Raw genomic sequence first — 21,853 nt, 5'->3', positions numbered from 1 at the left:
TGTAGAAAATGCACATGAACGTGATGTGGCTGCGCAGCAGCGCGCTCGAGGTCGGCGTGATCGCGTACGGCGCACGGATCGTCTCGGTCCGCACGCCGGACCGCGACGGCACGTGGGGCGAGACCACCCTCGCGCTCGCCGACCTCGACGCCTACCGCGACGCCCCCGGCTACCTCGGCGCCTGCGTGGGCCGCTACGCCAACCGGATCGCCGGTGCCCGGTTCACGCTCGACGGGGTCGAGCATCGGATCCGGCCGAACGAGGGTGCGAACGTGCTGCACGGCGGGCCGGGCGGCTTCGAGTCGGTCGTGTGGTCGACCGACGGTCCGCAGAGCTCGTCCGTGACCCTCCGGCACACCAGCCCGGACGGGGACAACGGCTTCCCCGGCACGCTCGCCGCGGCCGTCACCTACACCGTGACCGGCCCGGAGCTCGCCATCGAGCACACCGCCACCACGGACAAGCCGACCGTGGTGAACCTCACGAACCACACCTACTGGAACCTCGCAGGCGGCGGCAGCGCCGAGGACCACGAGGTGCAGCTGCACGCCGGCCGTGTCCTGCCGGTGAACGACGAGTCGCTGCCCACCGGCCCGCCGATCCCGGTGGACGGCACGCCCCTGGACTTCCGCTCCCCGGCGCGCCTCGGTGCCCGCATCCGCGACGGCCATCCCCAGCTCCGCGCGGTGCACGGGCACGACCACAACTACGTGATCGACGGCCCGGCCGGCGAGCTGCGGGCCGCCGCCCGGGTGGTGGAGCCCCGCAGCGGGCGCACCCTGGAGCTGCGCACCGACCAGCCGGGCGTGCAGTTCTACTCGGCCAACATGCTGAACGGCACGCTGGTGCTCCGCGACGGCAGCACGGCCCGCCAGACCGACGCCTTCTGCCTGGAGGCCCAGGGCTTCCCGGACGCGCCGAACCACCCCGACTACCCCTCCACCGTCCTGCGCCCGGGCGAGGAGTACCGCTCCCGGATGGTGTTCACGTTCGGCACCCGTTAGTGGTATGGCCGCAACGGCCGATGCGGACGCGCGCGCGTGACCAGGCGCGGCGTCCGCTACCGTGCGCCGGGTCGAATGGCAGTGGGGGGATCCGTGGAGCGTGGTGACCTGATCGCCGGGCGATACCGCCTCGATGCCGAGATCGGCACCGGCGGCACCGGCGAGGTGTGGCGGGCCACCGAACAGGGGTCGAACGCCACCGTGGAGCTGAGACGGGCTCGCCTGTCCCAGCTGCCGCCCCCGGAGCGGGAGCGCGCCCGGGAACGGCTGCGCGCGGAGGCCGGGATCGCCTCGCTGCTGGACCACCCGAACATCGTCTCGGTGCAGCGGGTGGTGGAGCACGACGGCGAGCCGTGGCTGGTCATGACGTATGCGGGGGCCCCCAACCTGACCGAGCTCACGGTCACCGGGCCGATGCCCCCGCACCAGGCGGCCGGGATCGGCGCGCAGGTGGCCGGGGCGCTCGCCTACGTGCACTCACGCGGCGTCGTGCACCGGGCCGTGACGCCGCGGAACGTCCTCGTCGGCGCGGGCGACCACGCCACGCTCACCGGCCTCGGGATCCCCGCCACCGACGGCAAGGGCGCGGTGGAGTTCCTGGCCCCCGAGGTGGCGAACGGCCTGGAGGCCGGCCCGCAGGCCGACGTCTTCTCGCTCGCGGCCACGCTGTACGCGGCGGTGGAGGCACGGTCCCCGTGGGGGGAGGGCGACCTCGGGCAGAGCCGCGCGGCGGCGATGAAGGGGGTCGTCGAGCCGCCGCGCCGGGCCGGGGCGCTCGGCCCCGTGCTGATGCGCATGCTCGAGAGCAGGCCGCGCGAGCGGCCGGCGGCTGCGGAGGCCGCTCAGATGCTCGCCGAGGTGGCCCGTGCCGGGCCCGGCGGGCGCGGCGAGCGCACCGGTGGGCGGCGGTGGCTCTGGGTCTCGGTCGCGGCGGTCGCCGCGATCGTGGTGGCGGCAGCGGCCGGCCTGGTCGTCTGGCCGAGCGCGGTCTCGCAGGCGGTCAACGCGACGGGGCCCGCCCCGACGCTCGGCGAGCCCGCCACGGCCGACCCGTGTTCGCTGCTGCGCCCCGAGACGTTCGAGCGGTTCGGCAAGCCCATCCTGGAGACCGACGGCGGGGGCTTCGAGCGCTGCGACGTGTACATCGAGGTCGGACCGGACCGCTCCGTGGCGCGGCTGCAGCTGGCCGCGGCCAGCGAGGCGCCTCCGGAGGGTGTGCCCGAGGAGCGCGACGGCCTGGTGATCGTGCGTGGCGCACCGGTCAACGGCGAGTGCGTCCGCACGCTGCGGCTGACCGACGGCAGCGACGTCCGCATCTCCGGTCAGCTCCTGCTGGGCCCGGCCCCCGACCCGTGCGCCGTCGCCGATGTCGCCACCGACGCCGCGCTCGCGGTGCTCACCCGCGGCCCGGTGCCCCGGCGCTCGGCGCCGTTCGACACCCGGTCGCTGGCCATGGTCGACGCGTGCGGGCTGCTCGACCGGGCCACCGTCGCGAAGGTGCCGGGCCTGGAGACCGTCGATCCCGACCCGGGTTTCGCCGGGTGGTACTGCGACTGGGAGAACGTCGCTACCGGGGCGTCCATCGTGGTCACCTACGACCGCGACGAGGGGATCAAACCGGAGGCGGGCAAGCCGGTGAAGATCGCCGGCCGCGATGCCGCCACCCGGCCGGACGAGGACCGCGCCGGGTGCGACATCACGATCCGGCACCGGCCCTACACCGAGCCGGGCGGGAAACCGGGGGACGAACTGCTGATCGTGAAGGTCGACCAGCCGCTCCCGGTCCCCGATCCGTGCGCGCTGGGCGTCACGGTCGCCACGGCCGCGGTCGAGCGCCTGCCCGCCGCGTCCTAAGGTCCGCGCCCGCGCCGCGGATTGGACCTACAGCCTGGCGGGCGAATGGACCTCCTCGGAGAACCATTCTCGCCCAGGCTGAAGGCATGACGATCCGAACCGGGACGCGGGGTGGCGCCCTCGCCATGGGAGCCGTGGCCATGGCGAGCGTGGGCGGCAGCGTGGCCGTGTCCGGCGTGCTGGCCGACGCGCCGCTGTTCACCGTCCAGGCGATCCGCTACGCGGCGGCCTCGATCCTGCTCCTCGCCCTGGCCCGCGCCACCCGGGTACCGGTCCGGGCACCCCGGGGTGCCGAGTGGCTGTGGCTGTCCGGAGTGGCCGCGACCGGGCTCGTGCTGTTCAACGTCGCGCTGGTGCGCGGCTCCGAGCACGCCGAGCCCGCGGCGCTCGGCGTCGCGGTGGCGTGCGTGCCGGTGGTGCTCGCGCTCCTGGGACCGCTGCTGGAGGGCGGGCGACCGGCGCGCGGCGCGGCACTCGCCGCCGTGGTCGTCACGGCGGGCGCGGTGCTGGTGCAGAGCGGCGGGCGCACCGACCTCGCCGGGCTCGGCTGGGCGGCGACGGTGCTGGCGTGCGAGGTCGGGTTCACCCTCCTCGCGGTGCCGGTGTTGCGCCGGCACGGCCCGTGGGGCGTCTCGGTGCACACCTGCTGGATCGCCACGGCCCAGCTCGTCGTGCTCGCGGCCGTCACGGAGGGCCCCGCCGCGGCGGCGACGCTGCGCGTGTCCCACCTCGCCGCGATCGCGTACCTGGCCGTCGTCCTCACCGCGATCGCGTTCGTCCTCTGGTACTCGGCGGTCGGACGGCTGGGCACCGCGGTGGCGGGCCTGCTGACCGGTGTGGCGCCGGTCGCCGCGGCCGCGGTCGGCGTGCTGCTCGGCGCCCCCGTGCCGAGCGCCGGGGTGTGGGCCGGGACGGCGCTGGTCGTCGCGGGACTGGTGCTCGGGGTGCGGGCGCGGCCGGCCCGGAAGAAGGAAGCAATGCTCACGATCGAATCTGCGGGCACTATGGGGTGATCACGGGGGCTTCAGGGGGAGGCCCCGTCTCGACGACGGGTGTGGGGTTCATCGAATGAAGGTCGTGCTGTTCTGCGGTGGTTTCGGGATGCGGATGCGGGACGGCGTGTCCGACCTGCCCAAGCCGATGCACCCGGTGGGCCCGCGCCCGCTGATCTGGCACGTGATGCGCTACTACGCGCACTTCGGGCACACCGACTTCGTGCTGTGCCTGGGCTACGGGGCGCACCACATCAAGGACTTCTTCCTCACCTACTCCGAGACGGCGTCCAACGACTTCGTGCTGCGCGGCGGCGACGTGCACCTGCTCGGCAGCGACATCTCGGACTGGACGATCACCTTCGTCCACACCGGGCTCGACTCGCCGATCGGGGAGCGGTTGCGCCGGGTGCGCCGGCACGTGGCGGGCGAGGAGATGTTCCTGGCCAACTACGCCGATGTGCTCACCGACCTGCCGCTGAACTCGATGGTGGACAGGTTCCGGCGCTCGGACGCGGTGGGCGCGTTGCTGGCGGTGCCGCCGCAGTCGGCGTTCCACTGCGTGGACGTGGGCGAGGACGACCGGGTCGCGGGCATCACGACGCTGCAGGAGATGCCGCTGTGGGAGAACGGCGGCTACTTCGTGCTGCGCCCGGAGGTCTTCGACCACCTGCCCCGGAACGGGGACCTGATCATGGACGCGTGCCGGCCGCTGGCGAAGGAGGGCCGGTTGATGGCCTACCGGCACCGCGGGTTCTGGCAGCCGGCCGACACGGTGAAGGAGCGGCACGCCCTCGACGCGGCCTACCGGGCGGGCGACCGGCCCTGGATGGTCTGGGAGCGAGACCTCGGCCCGGACCTCGACGACGACGGGCTCGTGGCACCCGAGCTGTTCCCGCCTCGGCTGCGGGCCGAGGTCGCCGTGGGGCGCTAGCTGTCGCGTCTCCACGCTGCCGGCCGCTCGTGGTGGACGTCCGCCGCCCGGGGGACCGACGATGGGGGCTTCCGCACGTCCGACGGAGGGGGCATCCGGTGGGGCGCGAGGTCGAGCACAGGGAGTTCAGCCGGGAGGACCGCCGCAGGTTCCGCGACAAGACCCGCCGGTGCCTCGACGCGCTGACCCAGATGCTGCGGGAGTCGCAGTTCGACTTCGAGCGGCCGCTCACCGGGATGGAGATCGAGCTCAACCTGGTCGACGAGCGCGGCGAGCCCGCGAACGTCAACGAGAAGGTGCTGAGCCTGGTGGCCGACCGGGCCTTCCAGACCGAGATGGGCCAGTTCAACATCGAGATCAACGTCCCGCCGCGCGAGATCGGCGGCACCGGGCTCGTCTCGTTCGAGGAGACCGTGCGGGCGAGCCTGAACTCCGCCGACGGGCGCGCCCGGGCCGGCGACGCGCGACTGGTGATGATCGGGATCCTCCCGACGCTCATGCCCCGCCACGTGAGCATCGAGTCGATGAGCGCGAACCCGCGCTACGCCCTGCTCAACGACCAGATCTTCGCCGCGCGGGGCGAGGACATGGCCCTCGCCATCCAGGGTGTCGAGCGCTTGAGCACCTACACCGACTCGATCACGCCCGAGTCGGCGTGCACGAGCTTCCAGCTGCACCTGCAGGTCAGCCCCGCCGAGTTCGCCCAGTACTGGAACGCGGCGCAGGCGATCGCCGGCGTGCAGCTCGCGCTCGCCGCCAACTCGCCCTACCTGTTCGGCACCGAGCTGTGGCGCGAGACGCGGATCCCGCTGTTCGAGCAGGCCACCGACACGCGGCCCGAGGAGCTGAAGGAGCAGGGGGTGCGGCCGCGGGTGTGGTTCGGCGAGCGCTGGATCACCTCGGTGTTCGACCTGTTCGAGGAGAACACGCGGTACTTCCCCGCGCTGCTACCGATCTGCGAGGACGCCGACCCGATCGAGCAGCTCGGCCGCGGCGAGGTGCCGTCGCTCGACGAGCTCTCCCTGCACAACGGCACGGTCTACCGCTGGAACCGGCCGATCTACGCCGTCGTCGACGGGCGGCCGCACCTGCGCGTGGAGAACCGGGTGCTGCCCGCCGGACCGACGGTCGTGGACGCCATGGCCAACGCGGCCTTCTACTACGGCCTCGTGCGCACCCTCGCCGAGGACGAGCGGCCGGTGTGGTCCCGGATGTCGTTCTCGGCCGCCGAGGAGAACTTCCACAGCGGCGCCCGCGACGGCCTCGACGCCACGCTCTACTGGCCGGGCCTCGGGCCGGTGTCCGCCGCCGAGCTCGTGCTGCGCAGGCTGCTGCCGCTGGCACACGCGGGCCTGGACGCGTGGGGCGTCGACCCGGCCGTGCGGGACCGGCTGCTCGGTATCGCCGAGGCCCGCTGCGTCACCGGCGCGAACGGCGCAACGTGGCAGGTCGACACCGTGCGGGCGCTCGGCGGGGACCGGGTCGCGGCGCTGCACGAGATGCTGCGGCGCTACGTCGAGAACATGCACGGCAACGAGCCCGTGCACACCTGGGAGCGGGCTGCCTCCTCGTGAGTGGCCCACGCTGTGTTCATGGCTCGCTCGCACGGGTCATTCGTAGACGAGCTTCTGGGGGCCGGGGTAGACCCACGACAGCGCGTCGCGGAGGCGGTCGCGCCAGTTCTCCCAGTTGTGGCCGTCGCGCGTCTCGACGAAGCGCACGGCCATGCCGGTGGACTCGAAGGTGTGCACGACCGACCGGTTGTAGGTGATCAGCGGCTCGTACACCCCGCAGCTGACGAAGAGGCGATCGGCCACCCGCCGGGGGCGTTGCCGGAAGCGGTTCACGAACCGCACCACCGGGTCGAGGGCGGGGCCGCCGCCGTGGTCGGCCCCGCCGATGTCGGTGAAGACGAACGAGCCGGACATCAGCACCAGCGAGCCGTAGACGTCGGGGGCCCGGTACGCCGCCGAGAGCGAGGCGACCGCGCCGAAGCTGGAGCCGAGCAGGCAGCGGCCGGAGCTCTGGCCGACGAGCGGCAGCTCCGCCTCCAGCCGCGGCACCAGCTCCCGGGTGAGGAACCGGGCGTGCGCCGCCGAGTCCGCGTACTCGGCGAGGCGGTCCTGCGGGTGGACGAAGGCGACGACGGTCTCGGCGACGTCGAGCCGGTGGATCAGGTTGTCCAGCACGGTCTTCGCCGCGGCGTACTGCAGGAAGTCGCCGCCGTCGTGCACGACCAGCAGCGGGTACGCGGCCGTCCGCCGGAACCGCGCCGGCAGGTACAGCGTGACCCCGCTGTCGCGGCGCAGCGCGCGGCTCGGCACCACCAGCTCAGTCAGCTCGCCGGGCCGGGCGTCGGGGTCGGGCTCGGTCCAGTCGGGCGTGACGTAGCCGTGCGCGAAGCACACCGACGACGTACCCACCGGGCTGTAGGACAGCTTCGGGTTGAGCGGGTCGTTGCCCCGCTCGACGTGCTCGCCGCGGCGGACCTCGACCTGGTAGTTGATCCGCGACCCCGCGGGAAGTTCCAGCACCAGGTACCACAGGTCGCTGCCCCACAGCCTGCGCAGCGCCAGCCGTTCCGGCAGCCCCACGATCCGCTGCACGAGGAAGACCTCGTCGGCCTCGCCGCGCCAGAGGAACGTGCACCGGTCCCCCTCGACGATCGGCACCTCGTGCCGGGCCAGGAACCGGTCGACCGCCGCGGCGTCGGGCCTGCGCTCCTTGAGCCGGTTGATCGCGAGGCGCGTCATGCCAGGTCCCCGATCCGGCCGTCCGGCCCGATCACCCGGGCGCCGGGCGGCAGCACCCGGCTCTCGTCGAGGTCCAGGCGCACGCCGTCGTCGAGCACGACGCACCGCGCCGGCCCGGCCCGGCCCGCCAGCTCGGACATCCGCGCCGGGTCGTCGGTGCGCAGCCGCCTGCGCGCGTGCGGGAGCAGGACGCAACCGGGGACCCACCCGAGGCCGGCATCGAGGAACTCGGGGTGCGCCGGGCCGTGCGGGATCCGGTCGTGGAACAGCAGGACCCGCTCGGTCAGCGCCATCGCGCCCGCCGACCACGCGATCACGACGGGCGCGGCGCTCACCCCGAACAGGCGCAGCACGTGCAGCACGGCCCCCACGTGCCCGCCCGCGACGACGAGCGCGGCCGCCGCGTCCAGCACCCGGCCCACGTCGACGCGGTGCCCGGCGGCCGCCTGCCGCTCCCCCGGCCGCCACCGCGCCACGAACGCGTCCCGCGCGTACCGGACGCGGGCGAGGTGCCGCTCGTCGACGACCCGGACGGCGGCCTCCATGTCGGCCCGTGCCGCGTCGCGGATCTCGGCCCGGCTGCCGCCGTAGTGGCCCACCTCCCGCAGGGCGCGCAGCGTGCCGTCGAGCTGCACGAGGTACAGCTCCTGCAGCTCGCGCAGTGCGGCCCGGTGCTCCAGCTCGGCCGCCGCGTACTCCGGGTCCTTCGCCAGGACGTCCTGCCAGCGGGTGTACAGGCCGAGGTTCACGCTGCGTCCCCCGAGCAGCCCGTCGAGCTCCGCGTCGTCGGGTTCGCGCTCCCGCCAGCCCGCGGTCACGGTGGCGACCGGCCCCGCCAGGTCCAGGGTGCGCACCACGAAGTCCAGCGTCGGCCGCCGTTGCGGACCCAGGACAACGATCTTCACAGCGCCGATGATGACCTCGCGAGCTCCGTCAATGTGCGTGCACGTGAACGGTCCGGCCCACGTCGTCGAGCATCCCGCGCAGGACGTCGTAGTCGGGGTGGCGCATCCGCACGTAGGCGTTGGCCCAGTAGCCCGCCTCGACCGGTTGCGTCGCGGTGCCGGATGGCGGCAGGTGCGCGTCGATCACCCACTCCCCCACCCGCCCCTGGGCCTCGTCGACGCCCGAGTAGCCGCTGATGTGCCCGTCCCGGTCGGGTCGCAGACCACGTTCACCCCAGGAAGGCTAGCTTCCGGGGGATGGCGGTCGCTGCCTTCGTCGCACCGTTCCTCATGCCTGCCACCGTCCGGTTCGCGGCGCAGATCCCCGACGTCCGGCTCGGGGTGATCACCACCGTGCCCGCCGAGCACGTGCCGCCGGGCCGCGGCCCACTTCACACATCCAGTGGTGGCTTCACATACGGCCGGCTTTGTGAAGCCGGTCCGGGGTGTGTGAAGCCGGCCGCCGCACGTCGGCGTCCACGACACCACCCGGAAGATCCGATCGCGGGCGACCACAGGTCGATGCCGCGCCGCCTCATCCTTCGGGATCGTAGCCGGGATCGGAGCGTTCGCGGGGCCCGTTCCAGTCGCCCGGACGCCACCGCCGCCACAGCCGGTCCAGCACCGGGGCCAGGAACAGCAGCAGCAGGGCCGAGTACCCGACGCCGGGGACGAGCGCCGCCACGAGGAACGCGACCGCGAGCATGACCGTCATGGTTCCGGCGCCGCCGACGAGCCGGTTCTGGACCGCCACGGCGAGCGCGGTGAGGCAGGCGCTGCTCGCCAGGATCGTGCCGATGTAGAGCCCGACGGCGAACCGGTCCTCGCCGTAGCCGCCGACCATCTCCGTCGGGAACGGGAGCGCCACGATCGTGAGCACCCACAGCATGTTCACCGTGACGACGCGGCCGCTCGCGGTGGCGACCCCGGCGAACAGGCGGTGGTGGGCGGTCCACAGCCGCGCGATCACGACGAAGCTGAGCAGGAAGCTGAAGATCTGGTCGAGGTTCTCGGTGACCACCTCCACCGAGCTCTGCCGTGCGGCGACCGCCTCGCCGACGGCGTCGACCAACGGCAGCACCAGCAGCGTGATCGCGATCGCGACCACGGCATCGGTGAAGAACACCAGGCGCTCGGCGCCGTAGGGCTCGGCCACCGGATCAACCTAGCCGTCACACCAGTGGCAGCGGGCAGATCCGCGTGCTCGAATGGGACGGCTCGGCACCCGAGGTACGGCAGGTGAGCCATGACCGGATCGACCGCCCAGGACAGCCGGACCTTCGTCATCGTCGGCGCGAGCCTCGCCGGCGCGAAGGCGGCGGAGACGTTGCGCCAGGAGGGGTTCACGGGGCGCGTGGTCCTCGTCGGCGAGGAGCCCGAACCCCCGTACGAGCGACCGCCCCTGTCGAAGGGCTACCTGCTGGGCAGCGACGAGCGCGGCACGGCGTTCGTGCACGAGCGCTCCTGGTACGAGGAGCAGAACATCGAGCTGCGCACCGGGGTCCGGGCCGAGTCACTCGACCCGGACGCCCACACCGTCACGCTCTCGACGGGCGAGCAGCTGGGATACGACAAGCTGCTGCTCACCACGGGTTCCGTGGTCCGCACGCTGCCGGTGCCCGGCGCCGACCTGGACGGCGTCCACTACCTGCGCCGCATCGAGCACTCCGACGCGCTGCGGGACGCGCTCGTGGACGGCGCCCGCGTGGTCGTCGTCGGCGGCGGCTGGATCGGCCTGGAGGTCGCGGCCGCGGCCCGGACGCACGGCGCCGCCGTCACGCTCGTCGAGATCGACACGCTGCCGCTGCGCCAGGTACTCGGTGACGAGGTCGCGCAGGTGTTCGCCGACCTGCACGCCGAGCACGGGGTGGACCTGCGCCTGGGTACCGGCGTCCGCGAGATCGTCGGGTCCGGCGGCCGGGTCGCGTCGGTGACGCTCGACGACGGCACGTCGGTGCCCGCGGACTCGGTCGTCGTCGGCGTCGGCATCACCCCGGCGGTCGAGCCGGCGCAGGCCGCGGGCCTCGCGGTCGACAACGGGGTGCTCGTCGACGCGGCGCTCCGCACGTCCGACCCGGACGTCTACGCCGCGGGCGACGTGGCCAACGCCGAGAACCCGCTGCTGCACCGCCGGGTGCGGGTCGAGCACTGGTCCAACGCCCTGAACGGCGGCCCCGCCGCCGCCCGCTCGATGGTCGGCCAGGACGTCGTGTACGACCCCGTGCCGTACTTCTTCACCGACCAGTACGACCTCGGCATGGAGTACTCCGGCCACGTCGAACCCGGCGGCTATGACCGGGTCGTGTTCCGCGGGGACGTCGCAGCCCGCGAGTTCATCGCCTTCTGGCTCGCCGACGGCCGCGTGCTCGCCGGGATGAACGTCAACGTCTGGGACGTGGCCGAGGACATCGAGCGGGTCGTCCGCTCCGGCGCGCAGGTCGACCCGGCCCGGTTGGCCGACCCGAAGGTGCCCCTGGCGGAGCTCTGACACCGGCTTGCAGCAGCGCGCACACCTCATGCCCCGGCGATCAGCGAGCGGGCATGCACCTGCGCCTGCTCGGACAGCCGGTCCCCGAGGCCCGCGAAGAGCTCGGCGGCCGCCACCCCGTTCCACCCCGGCGGGAGCACCGCGAGCGGGAGGCCGGGGTCGGCGTACGGCAGCTCCCGCCAGTCGGTGACCAGCGCGACGTAGTCGGCGAAGGCTCGCTCCGGGTCGGGCCGGCGCCGCCGCGCCCAGCGCGCCCGCACGGGGCCGTGCCGGTCGAGGAACGCCGCGTACCGGGCGCACAGGGCGTCGAGGTCCCACCACTCGCGCACCTGGGCGGGCCGGTCCCCGAGTTCAGGACCGCGATGGTCACATCGGAAGAGCTGCACGTAGCCGTCCAGGCCGAGCCGGCCCAGCGCGTCCGCCGCCTCGCCCGCGACGTGCCCCGGCGCGATCCACACGCCGGGCGCCACCGTGCCGAACCCGAGCCGGGCCAGCCGGCTGCGCAGCAGGTGGCGCTGGCCGCGCTCGGACTCGGGCACGGAGAACACCACCAGCACCCAGCCGTCCGCCGCGACGGCGCGCCGCCGGCCGAAGATCCGCGCGTCGCCGTCGTCGAGGATCTGCCGCGCGGCCGGGGTGAGCGCGTACCCGGCACTGCCCGCCCTGCGCTCGGCGGCGAGCAGCCCGCGGCGCTTGAGCCGGGAGATCGACGAGCGGACCGCGGGTTCCTCCACCCCGAGCCCGCCGAGTAGCCGCACCAGGGCCGCCACCGACAGCCAGCCGCCGTCCGCCCGGGCGTAGAGCCCGTAGAGCGAGACGATCAGCTGCCGCGGTTGAGCGGTGTTCGCAGCTGCGGTGTTCGTGACGGCGGTCACGCGAGCACCATACCCCCGCGGGGCGCTACATTGCGCAGTGTTGACTCTCGTCAGCAAAGCGCCATACTCGACGCGGGAGGTTCCGCCATGGCCAGCGCCCACACGGACCCGTTCTGCCGCGATCACCTGCCGCCACGGGACCAGTGGCCCGAGCTCGAGTTCGAACTGCCGGAGCTGCACTACCCGGAACAGCTCAACGCCGCGCGCGAGCTGCTCGCAGGACCGCCCGGCGAGCGCCCGTGCCTGCTGGGGTCCGGCATCGCGTGGACCTACGGGGACCTGCGCCACCGCGCCGCCCAGGTGGCCGCCGTGCTCACCGAGGACCTCGGCCTCGTGCCGGGCAACCGGGTGCTCCTGCGCGGACCGAACGAACCGTGGCAGGTGGCCTGCTGGCTCGGCGTGCTGCTGGCCGGCGGGGTCGCGGTGGCCACCATGCCCATGCTGCGGCGCACCGAGCTCGACACGATCTGCGAGCTCGCGCGCCCGTCGCTCGCGCTCGTCCACCACGGCTTCGTCGACGACGTGCCGCCGGATCTGCACACCGTCACGTACGGGGACGCCGGCGGGCTCACCAGCATGGTCGAAGGCCACGACGGCGGCTTCACCCCGGTGGAGACGGCCACCGACGACGTGGCGCTCCTGGCGTTCACCTCCGGCACCACCGGCCGCCCGAAGGCCACGATGCACTTCCACCGCGACGTGCTCGCGATCGCCGACACCTTCTCCCGGCACGTGATCAAGATCGAGCCGTCCGACGTGGTCACCGGCACACCGCCGATCGCGTTCACGTTCGGGCTCGGTGGGCTGGTCGTCTTCCCGCTCCGCGCCGGCGCGTGCATGCTGCTGCTGGACCGGGTGACGCCGCCCCAGCTCGCCGACGCCGCGGCCGAGCACGGCGCCACCGTGCTCTTCACCGCGCCCACCGCGTACCGGGCGATCCTCGCGGCCGGGAAGGCGGACCGCCTGGCCGGCATGCGCCGGCTGGTCTCCGCGGGCGAGACGCTGCCCGCGAGCGTGTGGCACGCGATGCACGACGCCACCGGTCTGCGGATCATCGACGGCATCGGCTCCACCGAGATGCTCCACGTGTTCATCTCCGCCGCCGACGACGACATCCGGGTCGGCACCACCGGCCGCGCCGTGCCCGGCTACCGAGCCGCCGTGCTCGACGACGACGGCCGGCCGGTGCCGGACGGCACACCGGGCCACCTCGCCGTGAAGGGGCCCACAGGCTGCCGCTACCTGGACGGCGACCGGCAGGGCAACTACGTGCGCCACGGCTGGAACTTCACCGGTGACACCTACGTCCGCGATGCCGACGGCTACTTCACCTACCTCGCCCGCAGCGACGACATGATCGTCTCGTCCGGCTACAACATCTCGGGGCCGGAGGTCGAGCAGGCGCTGCTGGGACATGCGGACGTCGTGGACTGCGCGGTGGTGGCCACGCCCGACGAGGAGCGTGGCGCGCTCGTCACCGCGTACGTCGTGCTCCGCGAGGGCGCCGCGCACGACGCGGCGGCGCTGCAGGACCACGTGAAGCAGACGATCGCGCCCTACAAGTACCCGCGGGTCGTGCAGTTCGTGGCCGAGCTCCCCCGCACGAGCACGGGCAAGCTGCAACGCTTCGTGCTGCGGGAGCAGGCGGCCGGCGGGGAGAGAGTCTGACGCCGGACCGCCTGCGCTTCACCCGTTCATCCGCAGGAGCTCATCGCGTCCCTGCTGCAGCGAGGGCTTCGCGCACCTTCGCGCCGTCGCCCGGTACCGCGTCCTGGATCGTCGCCCCGGCGAAGACGCCGTATGCCGGGGTTCCCGGCTGCCAGCGCCGGCCTTCGGCGAGCGGGCCGGCGTCCACTGCGTCGTAGCCGATGGCGTCGAGGAATGCGGTGACCTCGGCCTTGGCGCCGGGGTCGTCGCCCGCGATCGGCAGTGCCGTGCGGTCGGGTGCCCCGCCGGGGCGGGGCAGGGTGCGCAGCGTCTCGAAGAAGATGTTGTTGAACACCTTGACGACGCGCGATGCCGGCAGGTGCTTCTGCAGCAGTTCGCTGCTGGTGGTCGAGGCCGCGTCGAGCTCGGCGAACCGGCCGTCGCGCTCGGGGTAGTAGTTGTTCGTGTCGATGACGGTCTTGCCGGCGAGCGCGTCGACCGGAACGTCCGGGTAGGCCCGCAGCGGCACGGAGACCACGACGAGGTCGCCGCCGTCGCCCGCCTCGGCGGGGGTCGCGGCCCGGGCGTTCGGGCCGAGCTCCGCCACCAGGTCGTCCAGTGTCCGTGGGCTGCGCGAGTTGCTGACGATCACGGAGTAACCGGCCGCCACGGCGAGCCGCGCGACGGTGCCCCCGATGTGCCCGCTTCCGATGATCCCGACTGTCTTCATTTCCGGGCCGGTCCCTTCTCGCTCCTCCACTACAGTGGAGGCACCCCTCCGGCGGAGGGGTGCCTCCACGTTAGCGGAGGGGTGCCTCCGGCAGCAACACAGCAGGTCACGCGAAGGGACGTGGGATGGCCGACATCGAACGCGAGGGCCGGAACGACTCACCGGTCGCGGTGCGCGGGCCGCAGCGCGCCAGCAGCCGCCGCAATTTCGAGGCCCTCCTCGCCGCGGCCCGTGAGGTGTTCGCCGCGGACGGCGTGAACGGCTCGCTGGAGGAGATCGCGCGGCGCGCCGGGGTCGGGATCGGCACGCTCTACCGCAATTTCCCGACCCGCCAGACCCTGTTCGAAGCCGTCTACGTCGACGAGGTCGACGCCCTCGCCCGCGTCGCCGACGACCTGAACGACCACGACCCGTGGGACGCACTGGAGATCTGGCTGCGCCGGTTCGTCGGTTACGCGAACACCAAGAAGGCCATCTACGAGGCTCTGAACCTCGACTCGCCGATGTTCGCCGCCTGCATCGACCGCATCCACTGCACCGGCCGCCCGCTGCTCGAACGCGCTCAGGACGCGGGACGAGCACGCGCCGACGTCAGCTTCGAGGACGTGCGCTACCTGATCAACGGCGTCAGCGGCGCCAACATCGCGGACGACGCCCAGCGCGAGCGGGTGCTCACCATGGCACTGGACGGCATCAGAACGCCGGTCTGACAGCAGGGCGCGGGCCCGCAGCCGAACCTGTGATCAGCGGAGAAGGGACATCAACCGCACGGGTGCAGCCCATGTCCCGATCCTGCTGATCACGATGACGGCGGCGCGGCACAGCCGGCCAACGACACCCCTCACCGGGTCGACCGACGAAACGGCCAACCCGAAACTCGCCGGCCAACCCGAGAGACCGACCACGACGGACGGGGGTCCGGGGGCGCGCCCCCGGCCGGGGTCTGGGGGCTGGGCCCCCAGAGGACGCGCGACACCCGATGACGGTGAGCGCCGTCCGCGAGCACGTCTCCCCCATCGGGTGGGGCATGCGACCGCGGACCGGCTGCGCTGACGATCCGCGGCCGCGGCTGGGGGGTCGCCCGCTGGGGCGCCCGGCACCCGGCGGGGTGTGGTGACCGCCGGGGCGGGGTCCGGGCGCGGGCGGGCGAGCCCTGCGCCGGGCGGCCTAGGAGGCCGCGCGGCTGCGCTGTGCGTCGTAGGAGCGGCGGGCCATGTCAGCGATCCCGTGGATCACGCACGGCCAGGGGGTGGTGGGCAGTCCGGTGCCTCCCTTGGTGCAGGTGCGGCAGCGGCCGGCGCGGTCGGGGACGTGCTGCGCGAGCAGCCGCTGCCATACCTCGACCATCGGCGCCAGCTCATCGGCAACCCGCTGCTGTTCCGGCATGGCGTCGCCGAGGTCGGCCGGGTCGTCGCCGGACTGGAGTGGGCCCGCAGCCTCGACGGGGTGGCGCGTCGAGGCTGCGCCGTGCACCGTGACCCCTGCACGATCGAACGCGACTCCGCCCGCTCGCGCCGAGCCGTGGCTCGCCCCCCAGGAGTAACTCATGGCGCTCCCCCGTTCCACTTGCCGCGCCCACCCGGCCGGGTGGCGCTTCTCGCACTGATCGTGGCCCTCCTAACTTGCATCCGCAAGTGCCAGTGCATGAGCATCTGCACGTGCAACACGTCATGACAGAGAACTACGAGTCCGTGCAGTGGCGCAAGAGCACGGCCAGCAACCCCAGTGGAAACTGTGTCGAACTGGCAGTACTCACAGGTGGGGACGTCGCAATGCGCAACTCGCGCTTCCCGGCGGGCCCCGTGCTCGTCGGCACCCGGGCCGCGGTGGCGGCCTTCGTACTGGCCGCGAGAAGTGGGGAGCTCGACGACCTGGCCTGCTGAACGCGCATCTGCGCGCGCTTGCCGTACGTGCCGATGCACGGCAAAGTGAATGTGCTCACTACAGTGCGCATGCAGGCGAACGCACCCAAGCCACACTCCCGGGGGAACCTGATGATCGTCGTGCCCGACGACGCGGAGTCCGGGTCACTGGACCAGTCCACTCTCGACCGTGCCGCCGTTCGCGCTCCGAAGGGAGCCCCGACGGGTCCCACCGTGCTCCGCATCGGGCTCGGCGGGGCGCTCCGACGCAAGCGTGAGGCCGTCGGGATCACGCGCGAGCGAGCGGGCGAGGCGATCCGCGCCTCGCCCGCGAAGATCAGCCGGCTCGAGCTGGGACGGGTCGGGTTCAAGGAACGGGACGTCGCCGACCTGCTCACCTGTTACGGGGTGCGGGACCCCGCCGAGCGGGCGCAGTTCCTGGACCTGGCCCGCCAGGCGAACACCCCCGGCTGGTGGCACCGGTATTCCGACCTGCTGCCGAGCTGGTTCGAGACCTACCTCGGGCTCGAGCAGGCCTCCTCGGTGATCCGGAACTACGAGCTCCAGTTCGTGCCCGGGCTGTTGCAGACCCGCGACTACGCCCGTGCCGTGACGATGCTCGGCCACACCGACCCCGTGGAGGTCGAGCGGCGCGTCGAGCTGAGGATGCTGCGCCAGAAGCTGCTCACCGGCCCCAACGCGCCCACCCTGTGGGCGGTGGTCGACGAGGCGGCCCTTCGGCGCTCGTTGATGGGTCCGGAGCAGAGCCGCGCCCAGCTCACGCACCTGATCGAGATGAACGAGCTGCCCAACATCTCGCTGCAGGTGGCACCGTTCTCCTACGGTGGCCACGCCGCGGCGGGCGGCCCGTTCGCGATCCTTCGTTTCGCCGAGCCGGACCTGCCCGACATCGTCTACCTGGAGCAGCTCACCAGCGCGCTCTACCTGGACAAGCGCTCCGACGTGGAGCACTACGCCGCGGTGATGGACCGGCTGTGCGCGCAGGTGGAGCAGCCGGACCGCACAGAGGAGATCCTCACCAGGATCCGCGCGGATACGATCTAGTGTCATCAGACGCAAGTTGACGTCGCCGCTTCCGCAGCGGCACGGGCTCGACCCGGTGCGGCTGCGGACGCCGGCGGAATCCCCTGACGGCCCGCGCTGGGTCACGATGCGCGACCACCTGGTCGATCGGCTGCCGCGCGTCGACCCGGCGCGGATCGACGCGATGCTCCGCGAGGACCGCATCGTCGATCGCCGCGGGCCGGTCGCGCTCGACGCGCCGTTCGTGCCGGAGGAGTTCCTCTGGTTCCACCGGGACCTCCCCGACGAGGCGCCGGTGCCGTTCGAGATCGGGGTGGTGCACCGCGATGACCACCTGGTCGTCGTCGACAAGCCGCACTTCCTCGCCACGATCCCGCGTGGCAGCCACATCCTCGAGACCGCGCTGGTGCGCCTGCGCCAGGAGCTGGAGCTCCCGGAGCTCTCGCCCGCCCACCGGCTGGACCGGCCCACCGCGGGACTGCTGATGCTCGTGGTGCACCGGGAGCGACGCGGCGCCTACCAGACGCTGTTCCGCGACCGCCGTGTCGGCAAGACCTACGAGGCCGTCGCCAGGTACGACCCGGCGCTCGCCCTGCCCCGCACCGTGCAGAGCCGCATCGTCAAGGACCGCGGCGTGATCCGCGCGTACGAGGAGCCCGGCCCGGTCAACGCCGTCACGCACGTCGAGCTGCTGGCGCACCGCAACGACGAGACGGGCGGGGAGCTCGCCCGCTACCGGCTCGTGCCCGAGACCGGACGCACCCACCAGCTCCGGGTGCACATGAACGGGCTCGGCGTCCCCATCCTCGGCGACGACTTCTTCCCCGAGCTGACCGAGAAGCCGCTCGACGACTTCAGCCGTCCCCTGCAGCTGCTGGCCTCCACCCTGGAGTTCCGCGACCCGTTCAGCGGAGCGCTGCGCCGGTTCACCACCCGCCTCGAGCTGCGGGCGTGGACGTCGTACGAGGAGTGGGCATCACCGAGAACAGAAGGACTGACGTGACCACGACCCAGCCCAGCACGGAGACCGGCGCCATCCGCTTCCCGCAGGGGTTCCTGTGGGGCTCCGCCACCGCCGCCTACCAGATCGAGGGGGCCGTCGCGGAGGGCGGGCGCACCCCGTCGATCTGGGACACGTTCTCCCACACGCCGGGGCGCGTCGCCCGCGGCGACACCGGGGACGTCGCCGTCGACCACTACCACCGCTTCCGCGACGACGTCGCCCTGATGGCCCGGCTGGGGCTCACCTCGTACCGGTTCTCCGTGTCGTGGCCCCGGATCACCCCGCAGGTCACCCCCGACGAGCTCGGCCCCGTCAACCCCGAGGGCATCGGCTTCTACTCCGGCCTGGTGGACGAGCTGCTCGCGCACGGGATCAGCCCGTCGATCACGCTCTACCACTGGGACCTCCCGCAGGCGCTCGAGGACGCCGGCGGCTGGACGGCGCGGCGCACCGCGGAGCGGTTCGGCGAATACGCGCAGGTGGTGGCCGCGGCGCTGGGAGACCGCGTGCCGCTCTTCATCACGCTGAACGAGCCGTGGTGCAGCGCCTACCTCGGCCACGCCAGCGGGGTGCACGCTCCCGGCCGCACCGACCCCGCGGCCGCGCTCGCCGCCGTCCACCACCTCAACCTGGCCCACGGGCTGGCGACGGAGGCGATCCGCCGCGCGGCGCCCACCACCCGGGTGGCGATCACGCTGAACCTCGCCTGGGTGCGGCCCGAGCAGCCCGACGCGCCCCTGGACGTCGATGCGGCCCGGCGCGTCGACGGCCTGCAGAATCGGGTGTTCCTCGACCCGGTGCTGCACGGCCGCTATCCGGCGGACGTCCAGGCCGACACGGCGGGGGTGACGGACTGGTCGTTCGTGCGGGACGGCGACCTCGACGTCATCTCGTCCCGGATCGACGCGGTCGGCGTCAACTACTACACCCCCACACACGTGCGGCACTGGACGCGGGAACGTCCGAAGGAGAACGCCGACGGCCACGGCGACGGCTCCGCCACCCCGTGGATCGCATGTGACGACGTCGAGTTCCCGATCCAGCCCGGGCCCACCACCGACATGGGGTGGAGCATCGATCCGCGTGGGCTCACGGAACTGCTCCTCCGCGTCGCCCGGGAGGCCCCCGGCCTGGAGCTGCTGGTCACGGAGAACGGCGCCGCGTTCCCGGACGTGGTCGGACCCGACGGCCGGGTCGTCGACGCCGACCGGGTCGAGTACCTGCGCGACCACCTGGCCGCCGTGCACGCGGCGATCGAGGTGGGTGCGCCGGTCAGCGGGTACTACGTGTGGTCCCTGCTGGACAACTTCGAGTGGGCGTGGGGCTACGCCAAGCGCTTCGGGATCGTCCACGTCGACTACGACACGCAGGTCCGCACCCCGAAGGACAGCGCCCGGTTCTTCGCCGAGGTGATCCGGCGCAACGCGCTTCCCTAGCGCCGTCCGGAACGAAAGTGGAGCGAAAGTCCGAGGGTGCGAAACATCGGGCGCTCTGAGAACGACTACACGGCAGGACCACCCCGGCCGCTACAGCGACCGGGGTAGTCTTGTCGCCGGTTACCCGGCCGGCACCACCCACGAGAAACGGAGGTCGGGGTGCGGCTCGGAGACGAGAACGATCTCCCCGACGGCGGCGGCGCCGAAAACCGCGGCTCCCCGTCCCACGACTCAGAGCATCCCCTCGATGTCGCGGCTTTGCGCGCCGACAACGAGTTCATCGAACGCCTGGCCATGGGGCGGATCGCCCCGCGCGACGTGCCCGCCGCGGACCGGGGCACCGAGGACGAGCTCGTCGCGATGCTCGCCGCGTGGGTTGCCGAGGTGCGGCCCGAGGCCATCGCCTCCGGCCTCGCCACAGGTTCCGCGGATGCGCCCACCACCGGCATCATCGCCGCCGAGGCCGACGTTCCCGCTCCCGCGCAGCCCGCCGGTGCCTCCGTCACCGCGCTGCGTCCCGGCCGGCACCGCACGACCATGACCCCCTACGCGCGGCGGCTCGGGGTCGCGGCCGCGCTCATCGCCCTCGCCACCTCGGGGGTGGCCGTCGGCGCCTCCGACGCCGAACCGGGCAGCGTCCTCTGGCCGGTCTCGAAGGTGTTCTACGCGGAGCGGGCGCGGTCGGTCGAGGCCGCGATGGCGGTGAACGACCACCTGCAGCAGGCGCGGGCGGCGCTGCGTGCGGGCCGCTCCGACGAGGCCGCGCGCCAGATCGATGCCGCCGCCGCGAGCCTGCCCCAGGTGCGGCCGGACGAGGGCCACGAGGGCCTCGCCCGCGAGCAGCGTCAGCTCGCCGACACGGTCGGACCGGGGCGTCCCTCCGAGGCGAACGAGCCCGAGGCACCACGCGAGCCGGACCGTCAAGGGCCGGCCGACGAGCGCATCCTCGCCGCGCCACCGGCCTACGGCGAGGACGAGGGCGAAGGGCCCGGTCCGCGCGGCGAACGCGGCCCGTCGGCGGGCGACGAGCCCGGCACGGCGCCCGGCGCACCCGACGCCGATGTCCGGGCCGCCGCGCCTGGCGGCCCCTCGGGCACCGACCAGAACGCCACCGCGGGCTCCGCCGGCACCCCGAGCACCGCGCAGGGCGGCGACAGCCAATCCCCCGCCGAGCCGCAGGGCGGTACGCAGGCTCCGGCCGATCCGCCCGCCGGATCCGGCACCGACTCCGGATCCGACCCCGGCACCGACTCCGGATCCGACCCCGGCACCGACTCCGGATCCGGCACTGTGACCGACTCCGGGCCCAGCGACTCCGGGCCCAGCGACTCCGGGCCCAGCGACTCCGAGGGCGAGCCGAGCACGCAGTCGGACGACGGGACGGGCAGCACCGACGAGTCACCCTCCCAGCCGAGCGACGGCACGGCGGACGAGCCCGGCACCACGGGGGACGAAGCGCCGGCCGAGGACGAGCAGACCCCTCCGGCGGCGGACGACGAGCAGGCCGACGACGCTCCGGCGGACGAGGCCGCCCAGGGCGGGCCGGAAACGCCCGCGGAGGACGGCGGCCCCACCCTCGGCATCCCGGTCCCCCCGCTTCCGCCGGTGATCGAGGCTGCACCCACCGACGACGCTGCCGAGCAGGCCGAGGATGCCGCCCAGGCCGCCGCCGGCGCGGCCGAATCGGCTACGGACGGATCGGACGCCCCCGCCCCGGACTCCACCAAGTCCGACTCCACCAAGCCCGACACCACCAGCGACGCCGCCGACACCACCAAGGCCGACACCACCAAGGCCGACACCACCAAGGCCGACACCACCAAGGCCGACACCACCAAGGCCGACACCACCAAGGCCGACACCACCAAGGCCGACACCACCAAGGCCGACAGCGACAAGGCCGACAGCGACAAGGCCGACAGCGACAAGTCCGACTCCGACTCGGACAAGTCCGACTCCGAGAAGTCCAGCGACGAGAAGTCCAGCGACGAGAAGTCCAGTGACGAGAAGTCCAGTGACGAGAAGTCCAGTGACGAGAAGTCCAGTGACGAATCCTCGTCGGACGACAAGTCGGACAAGAAGGACAGCGACAAGAAGGACAGCGACAAGAAGGACGACTCCGACTCCAAGGACTCGGACAAGGACTCGCACAAGGACTCGCACAAGGACTCGGACGACAGCGACGGCGACTCCGACAGCTCCGCGTTGTCCCACGTCAGCGACGCGGTCAAGTCCGTCGCCAAGTCCCTGACCTCGGTCGTCACCGCCTTCACCCGGCTCTAGTGGA

20 protein-coding genes are annotated in these 21,853 nt (G+C 73.0%); 13 read left to right on the top strand and 7 right to left on the bottom strand.

Going from position 1 to position 21,853, the window contains the following annotated elements:
- Window positions 1-14 precede the first annotated feature (14 nt).
- The 5 genes from ACU436_RS13015 to ACU436_RS12995 all read left to right on the top strand — a co-directional run bounded on the left by ACU436_RS13015 (window position 15) and on the right by ACU436_RS12995 (window position 6,358).
- The gene (locus tag ACU436_RS13015) at window positions 15-1,004 is read left to right on the top strand and encodes an aldose epimerase family protein (protein ID WP_459024902.1); all 990 of its coding nucleotides are present in this window, start codon (window positions 15-17) and stop codon (window positions 1,002-1,004) included.
- Between the two features lie 93 nt (window positions 1,005-1,097).
- On the top strand, window positions 1,098-2,858 hold the full coding sequence (locus ACU436_RS13010; RefSeq protein ID WP_459024900.1) for a serine/threonine-protein kinase: 1,761 nt from the start codon (window positions 1,098-1,100) through the stop codon (window positions 2,856-2,858).
- Between the two features lie 86 nt (window positions 2,859-2,944).
- Complete coding sequence (locus ACU436_RS13005) at window positions 2,945-3,871, top strand: DMT family transporter (protein ID WP_459024898.1); 927 nt, start codon at window positions 2,945-2,947, stop codon at window positions 3,869-3,871.
- A 55-nt stretch (window positions 3,872-3,926) separates the two neighbouring features.
- Entirely contained in the window at window positions 3,927-4,784 is an 858-nt protein-coding gene (locus ACU436_RS13000; RefSeq protein ID WP_459024896.1) for a sugar phosphate nucleotidyltransferase, read from the top strand.
- A 98-nt stretch (window positions 4,785-4,882) separates the two neighbouring features.
- A complete protein-coding gene (locus ACU436_RS12995) occupies window positions 4,883-6,358 on the top strand; it encodes a glutamate--cysteine ligase (protein ID WP_459024894.1) in 1,476 nt (491 codons plus the stop codon).
- 36 nt (window positions 6,359-6,394) lie between these two features.
- Here ACU436_RS12995 and ACU436_RS12990 read toward each other — a convergent pair whose 3' ends face one another.
- The 4 genes from ACU436_RS12990 to ACU436_RS12975 all read right to left on the bottom strand — a co-directional run bounded on the left by ACU436_RS12990 (window position 6,395) and on the right by ACU436_RS12975 (window position 9,637).
- Entirely contained in the window at window positions 6,395-7,537 is a 1,143-nt protein-coding gene (locus ACU436_RS12990; RefSeq protein WP_459024892.1) for an alpha/beta hydrolase-fold protein, read from the bottom strand.
- Entirely contained in the window at window positions 7,534-8,442 is a 909-nt protein-coding gene (locus tag ACU436_RS12985) for a hypothetical protein (protein ID WP_459024890.1), read from the bottom strand. The genes ACU436_RS12990 and ACU436_RS12985 overlap by 4 nt, the downstream gene beginning before the upstream one ends.
- A gap of 28 nt (window positions 8,443-8,470) precedes the next feature.
- Entirely contained in the window at window positions 8,471-8,641 is a 171-nt protein-coding gene (locus ACU436_RS12980) for a hypothetical protein (protein ID WP_459024888.1), read from the bottom strand.
- A gap of 375 nt (window positions 8,642-9,016) precedes the next feature.
- Window positions 9,017-9,637, bottom strand: coding sequence for a TMEM175 family protein (locus ACU436_RS12975; protein WP_459024886.1), 621 nt, complete (start codon window positions 9,635-9,637; stop codon window positions 9,017-9,019).
- Between the two features lie 90 nt (window positions 9,638-9,727).
- Here ACU436_RS12975 and ACU436_RS12970 point away from each other — a divergent pair, with 90 nt between their 5' ends.
- Complete coding sequence (locus ACU436_RS12970) at window positions 9,728-10,969, top strand: NAD(P)/FAD-dependent oxidoreductase (RefSeq protein ID WP_459024884.1); 1,242 nt, start codon at window positions 9,728-9,730, stop codon at window positions 10,967-10,969.
- A 26-nt stretch (window positions 10,970-10,995) separates the two neighbouring features.
- On the opposite strand, the gene ACU436_RS12965 is transcribed toward ACU436_RS12970, so the two are convergent.
- A complete protein-coding gene (locus ACU436_RS12965; protein ID WP_459024882.1) occupies window positions 10,996-11,844 on the bottom strand; it encodes a PaaX family transcriptional regulator in 849 nt (282 codons plus the stop codon).
- Between the two features lie 87 nt (window positions 11,845-11,931).
- On the opposite strand from ACU436_RS12965, the gene ACU436_RS12960 reads away from it, so the two are divergent.
- The gene (locus ACU436_RS12960; RefSeq protein ID WP_459024880.1) at window positions 11,932-13,512 is read left to right on the top strand and encodes an AMP-binding protein; all 1,581 of its coding nucleotides are present in this window, start codon (window positions 11,932-11,934) and stop codon (window positions 13,510-13,512) included.
- A 40-nt stretch (window positions 13,513-13,552) separates the two neighbouring features.
- Here ACU436_RS12960 and ACU436_RS12955 read toward each other — a convergent pair whose 3' ends face one another.
- Window positions 13,553-14,251, bottom strand: coding sequence for an NADPH-dependent F420 reductase (locus tag ACU436_RS12955; protein WP_459024878.1), 699 nt, complete (start codon window positions 14,249-14,251; stop codon window positions 13,553-13,555).
- A 95-nt stretch (window positions 14,252-14,346) separates the two neighbouring features.
- On the opposite strand from ACU436_RS12955, the gene ACU436_RS12950 reads away from it, so the two are divergent.
- Window positions 14,347-14,931 (top strand): TetR/AcrR family transcriptional regulator, encoded by a 585-nt coding sequence (locus tag ACU436_RS12950; RefSeq protein ID WP_459024876.1) that lies wholly within the window; start codon window positions 14,347-14,349, stop codon window positions 14,929-14,931.
- A gap of 457 nt (window positions 14,932-15,388) precedes the next feature.
- Here the strand turns inward: ACU436_RS12950 and ACU436_RS12945 are convergent, their stop codons facing one another.
- Window positions 15,389-15,769, bottom strand: coding sequence for a hypothetical protein (locus ACU436_RS12945; protein WP_459024874.1), 381 nt, complete (start codon window positions 15,767-15,769; stop codon window positions 15,389-15,391).
- A 122-nt stretch (window positions 15,770-15,891) separates the two neighbouring features.
- Here ACU436_RS12945 and ACU436_RS12940 point away from each other — a divergent pair, with 122 nt between their 5' ends.
- The 5 genes from ACU436_RS12940 (at window position 15,892) to ACU436_RS12920 (ending at window position 21,849) form a co-directional block, all read left to right on the top strand.
- A complete protein-coding gene (locus tag ACU436_RS12940) occupies window positions 15,892-16,104 on the top strand; it encodes a DUF397 domain-containing protein (protein ID WP_459024872.1) in 213 nt (70 codons plus the stop codon).
- 69 nt (window positions 16,105-16,173) lie between these two features.
- Entirely contained in the window at window positions 16,174-17,148 is a 975-nt protein-coding gene (locus ACU436_RS12935) for a helix-turn-helix domain-containing protein (RefSeq protein ID WP_459024870.1), read from the top strand.
- 4 nt (window positions 17,149-17,152) lie between these two features.
- A complete protein-coding gene (locus tag ACU436_RS12930) occupies window positions 17,153-18,130 on the top strand; it encodes a pseudouridine synthase (protein WP_459025694.1) in 978 nt (325 codons plus the stop codon).
- Window positions 18,127-19,566 (top strand): GH1 family beta-glucosidase, encoded by a 1,440-nt coding sequence (locus ACU436_RS12925; RefSeq protein ID WP_459024868.1) that lies wholly within the window; start codon window positions 18,127-18,129, stop codon window positions 19,564-19,566. Before ACU436_RS12930 ends, ACU436_RS12925 begins: the two co-directional genes overlap by 4 nt.
- Before the next feature lie 258 nt (window positions 19,567-19,824).
- Complete coding sequence (locus ACU436_RS12920; protein WP_459024867.1) at window positions 19,825-21,849, top strand: hypothetical protein; 2,025 nt, start codon at window positions 19,825-19,827, stop codon at window positions 21,847-21,849.
- The last annotated feature ends 4 nt before the right edge of the window (window positions 21,850-21,853 follow it).

Source organism: Pseudonocardia wallangbongensis, from assembly GCF_054486945.1.
Note: the sequence above shows the minus strand (reverse complement) of the source record. Positions and strands in the feature narration are given on the sequence as shown.

Bases quoted from the DNA above. Each gene is read 5' to 3' on its own strand.
- ACU436_RS13015 (WP_459024902.1), top strand. From the start codon at position 15: ATGAACGTGATGTGGCTGCGCAGCAGCGCGCTCGAGGTCGGCGTGATC.
- ACU436_RS12990 (WP_459024892.1), bottom strand. From the start codon at position 7,537: ATGACGCGCCTCGCGATCAACCGGCTCAAGGAGCGCAGGCCCGACGCC.
- ACU436_RS12970 (WP_459024884.1), top strand. From the start codon at position 9,728: ATGACCGGATCGACCGCCCAGGACAGCCGGACCTTCGTCATCGTCGGC.
- ACU436_RS12935 (WP_459024870.1), top strand. From the start codon at position 16,174: ATGCAGGCGAACGCACCCAAGCCACACTCCCGGGGGAACCTGATGATC.
- ACU436_RS12960 (WP_459024880.1), top strand. From the start codon at position 11,932: ATGGCCAGCGCCCACACGGACCCGTTCTGCCGCGATCACCTGCCGCCA.
- ACU436_RS13000 (WP_459024896.1), top strand. From the start codon at position 3,927: ATGAAGGTCGTGCTGTTCTGCGGTGGTTTCGGGATGCGGATGCGGGAC.
- ACU436_RS12940 (WP_459024872.1), top strand. From the start codon at position 15,892: ATGACAGAGAACTACGAGTCCGTGCAGTGGCGCAAGAGCACGGCCAGC.
- ACU436_RS12950 (WP_459024876.1), top strand. From the start codon at position 14,347: ATGGCCGACATCGAACGCGAGGGCCGGAACGACTCACCGGTCGCGGTG.
- ACU436_RS12945 (WP_459024874.1), bottom strand. From the start codon at position 15,769: ATGAGTTACTCCTGGGGGGCGAGCCACGGCTCGGCGCGAGCGGGCGGA.
- ACU436_RS13005 (WP_459024898.1), top strand. From the start codon at position 2,945: ATGACGATCCGAACCGGGACGCGGGGTGGCGCCCTCGCCATGGGAGCC.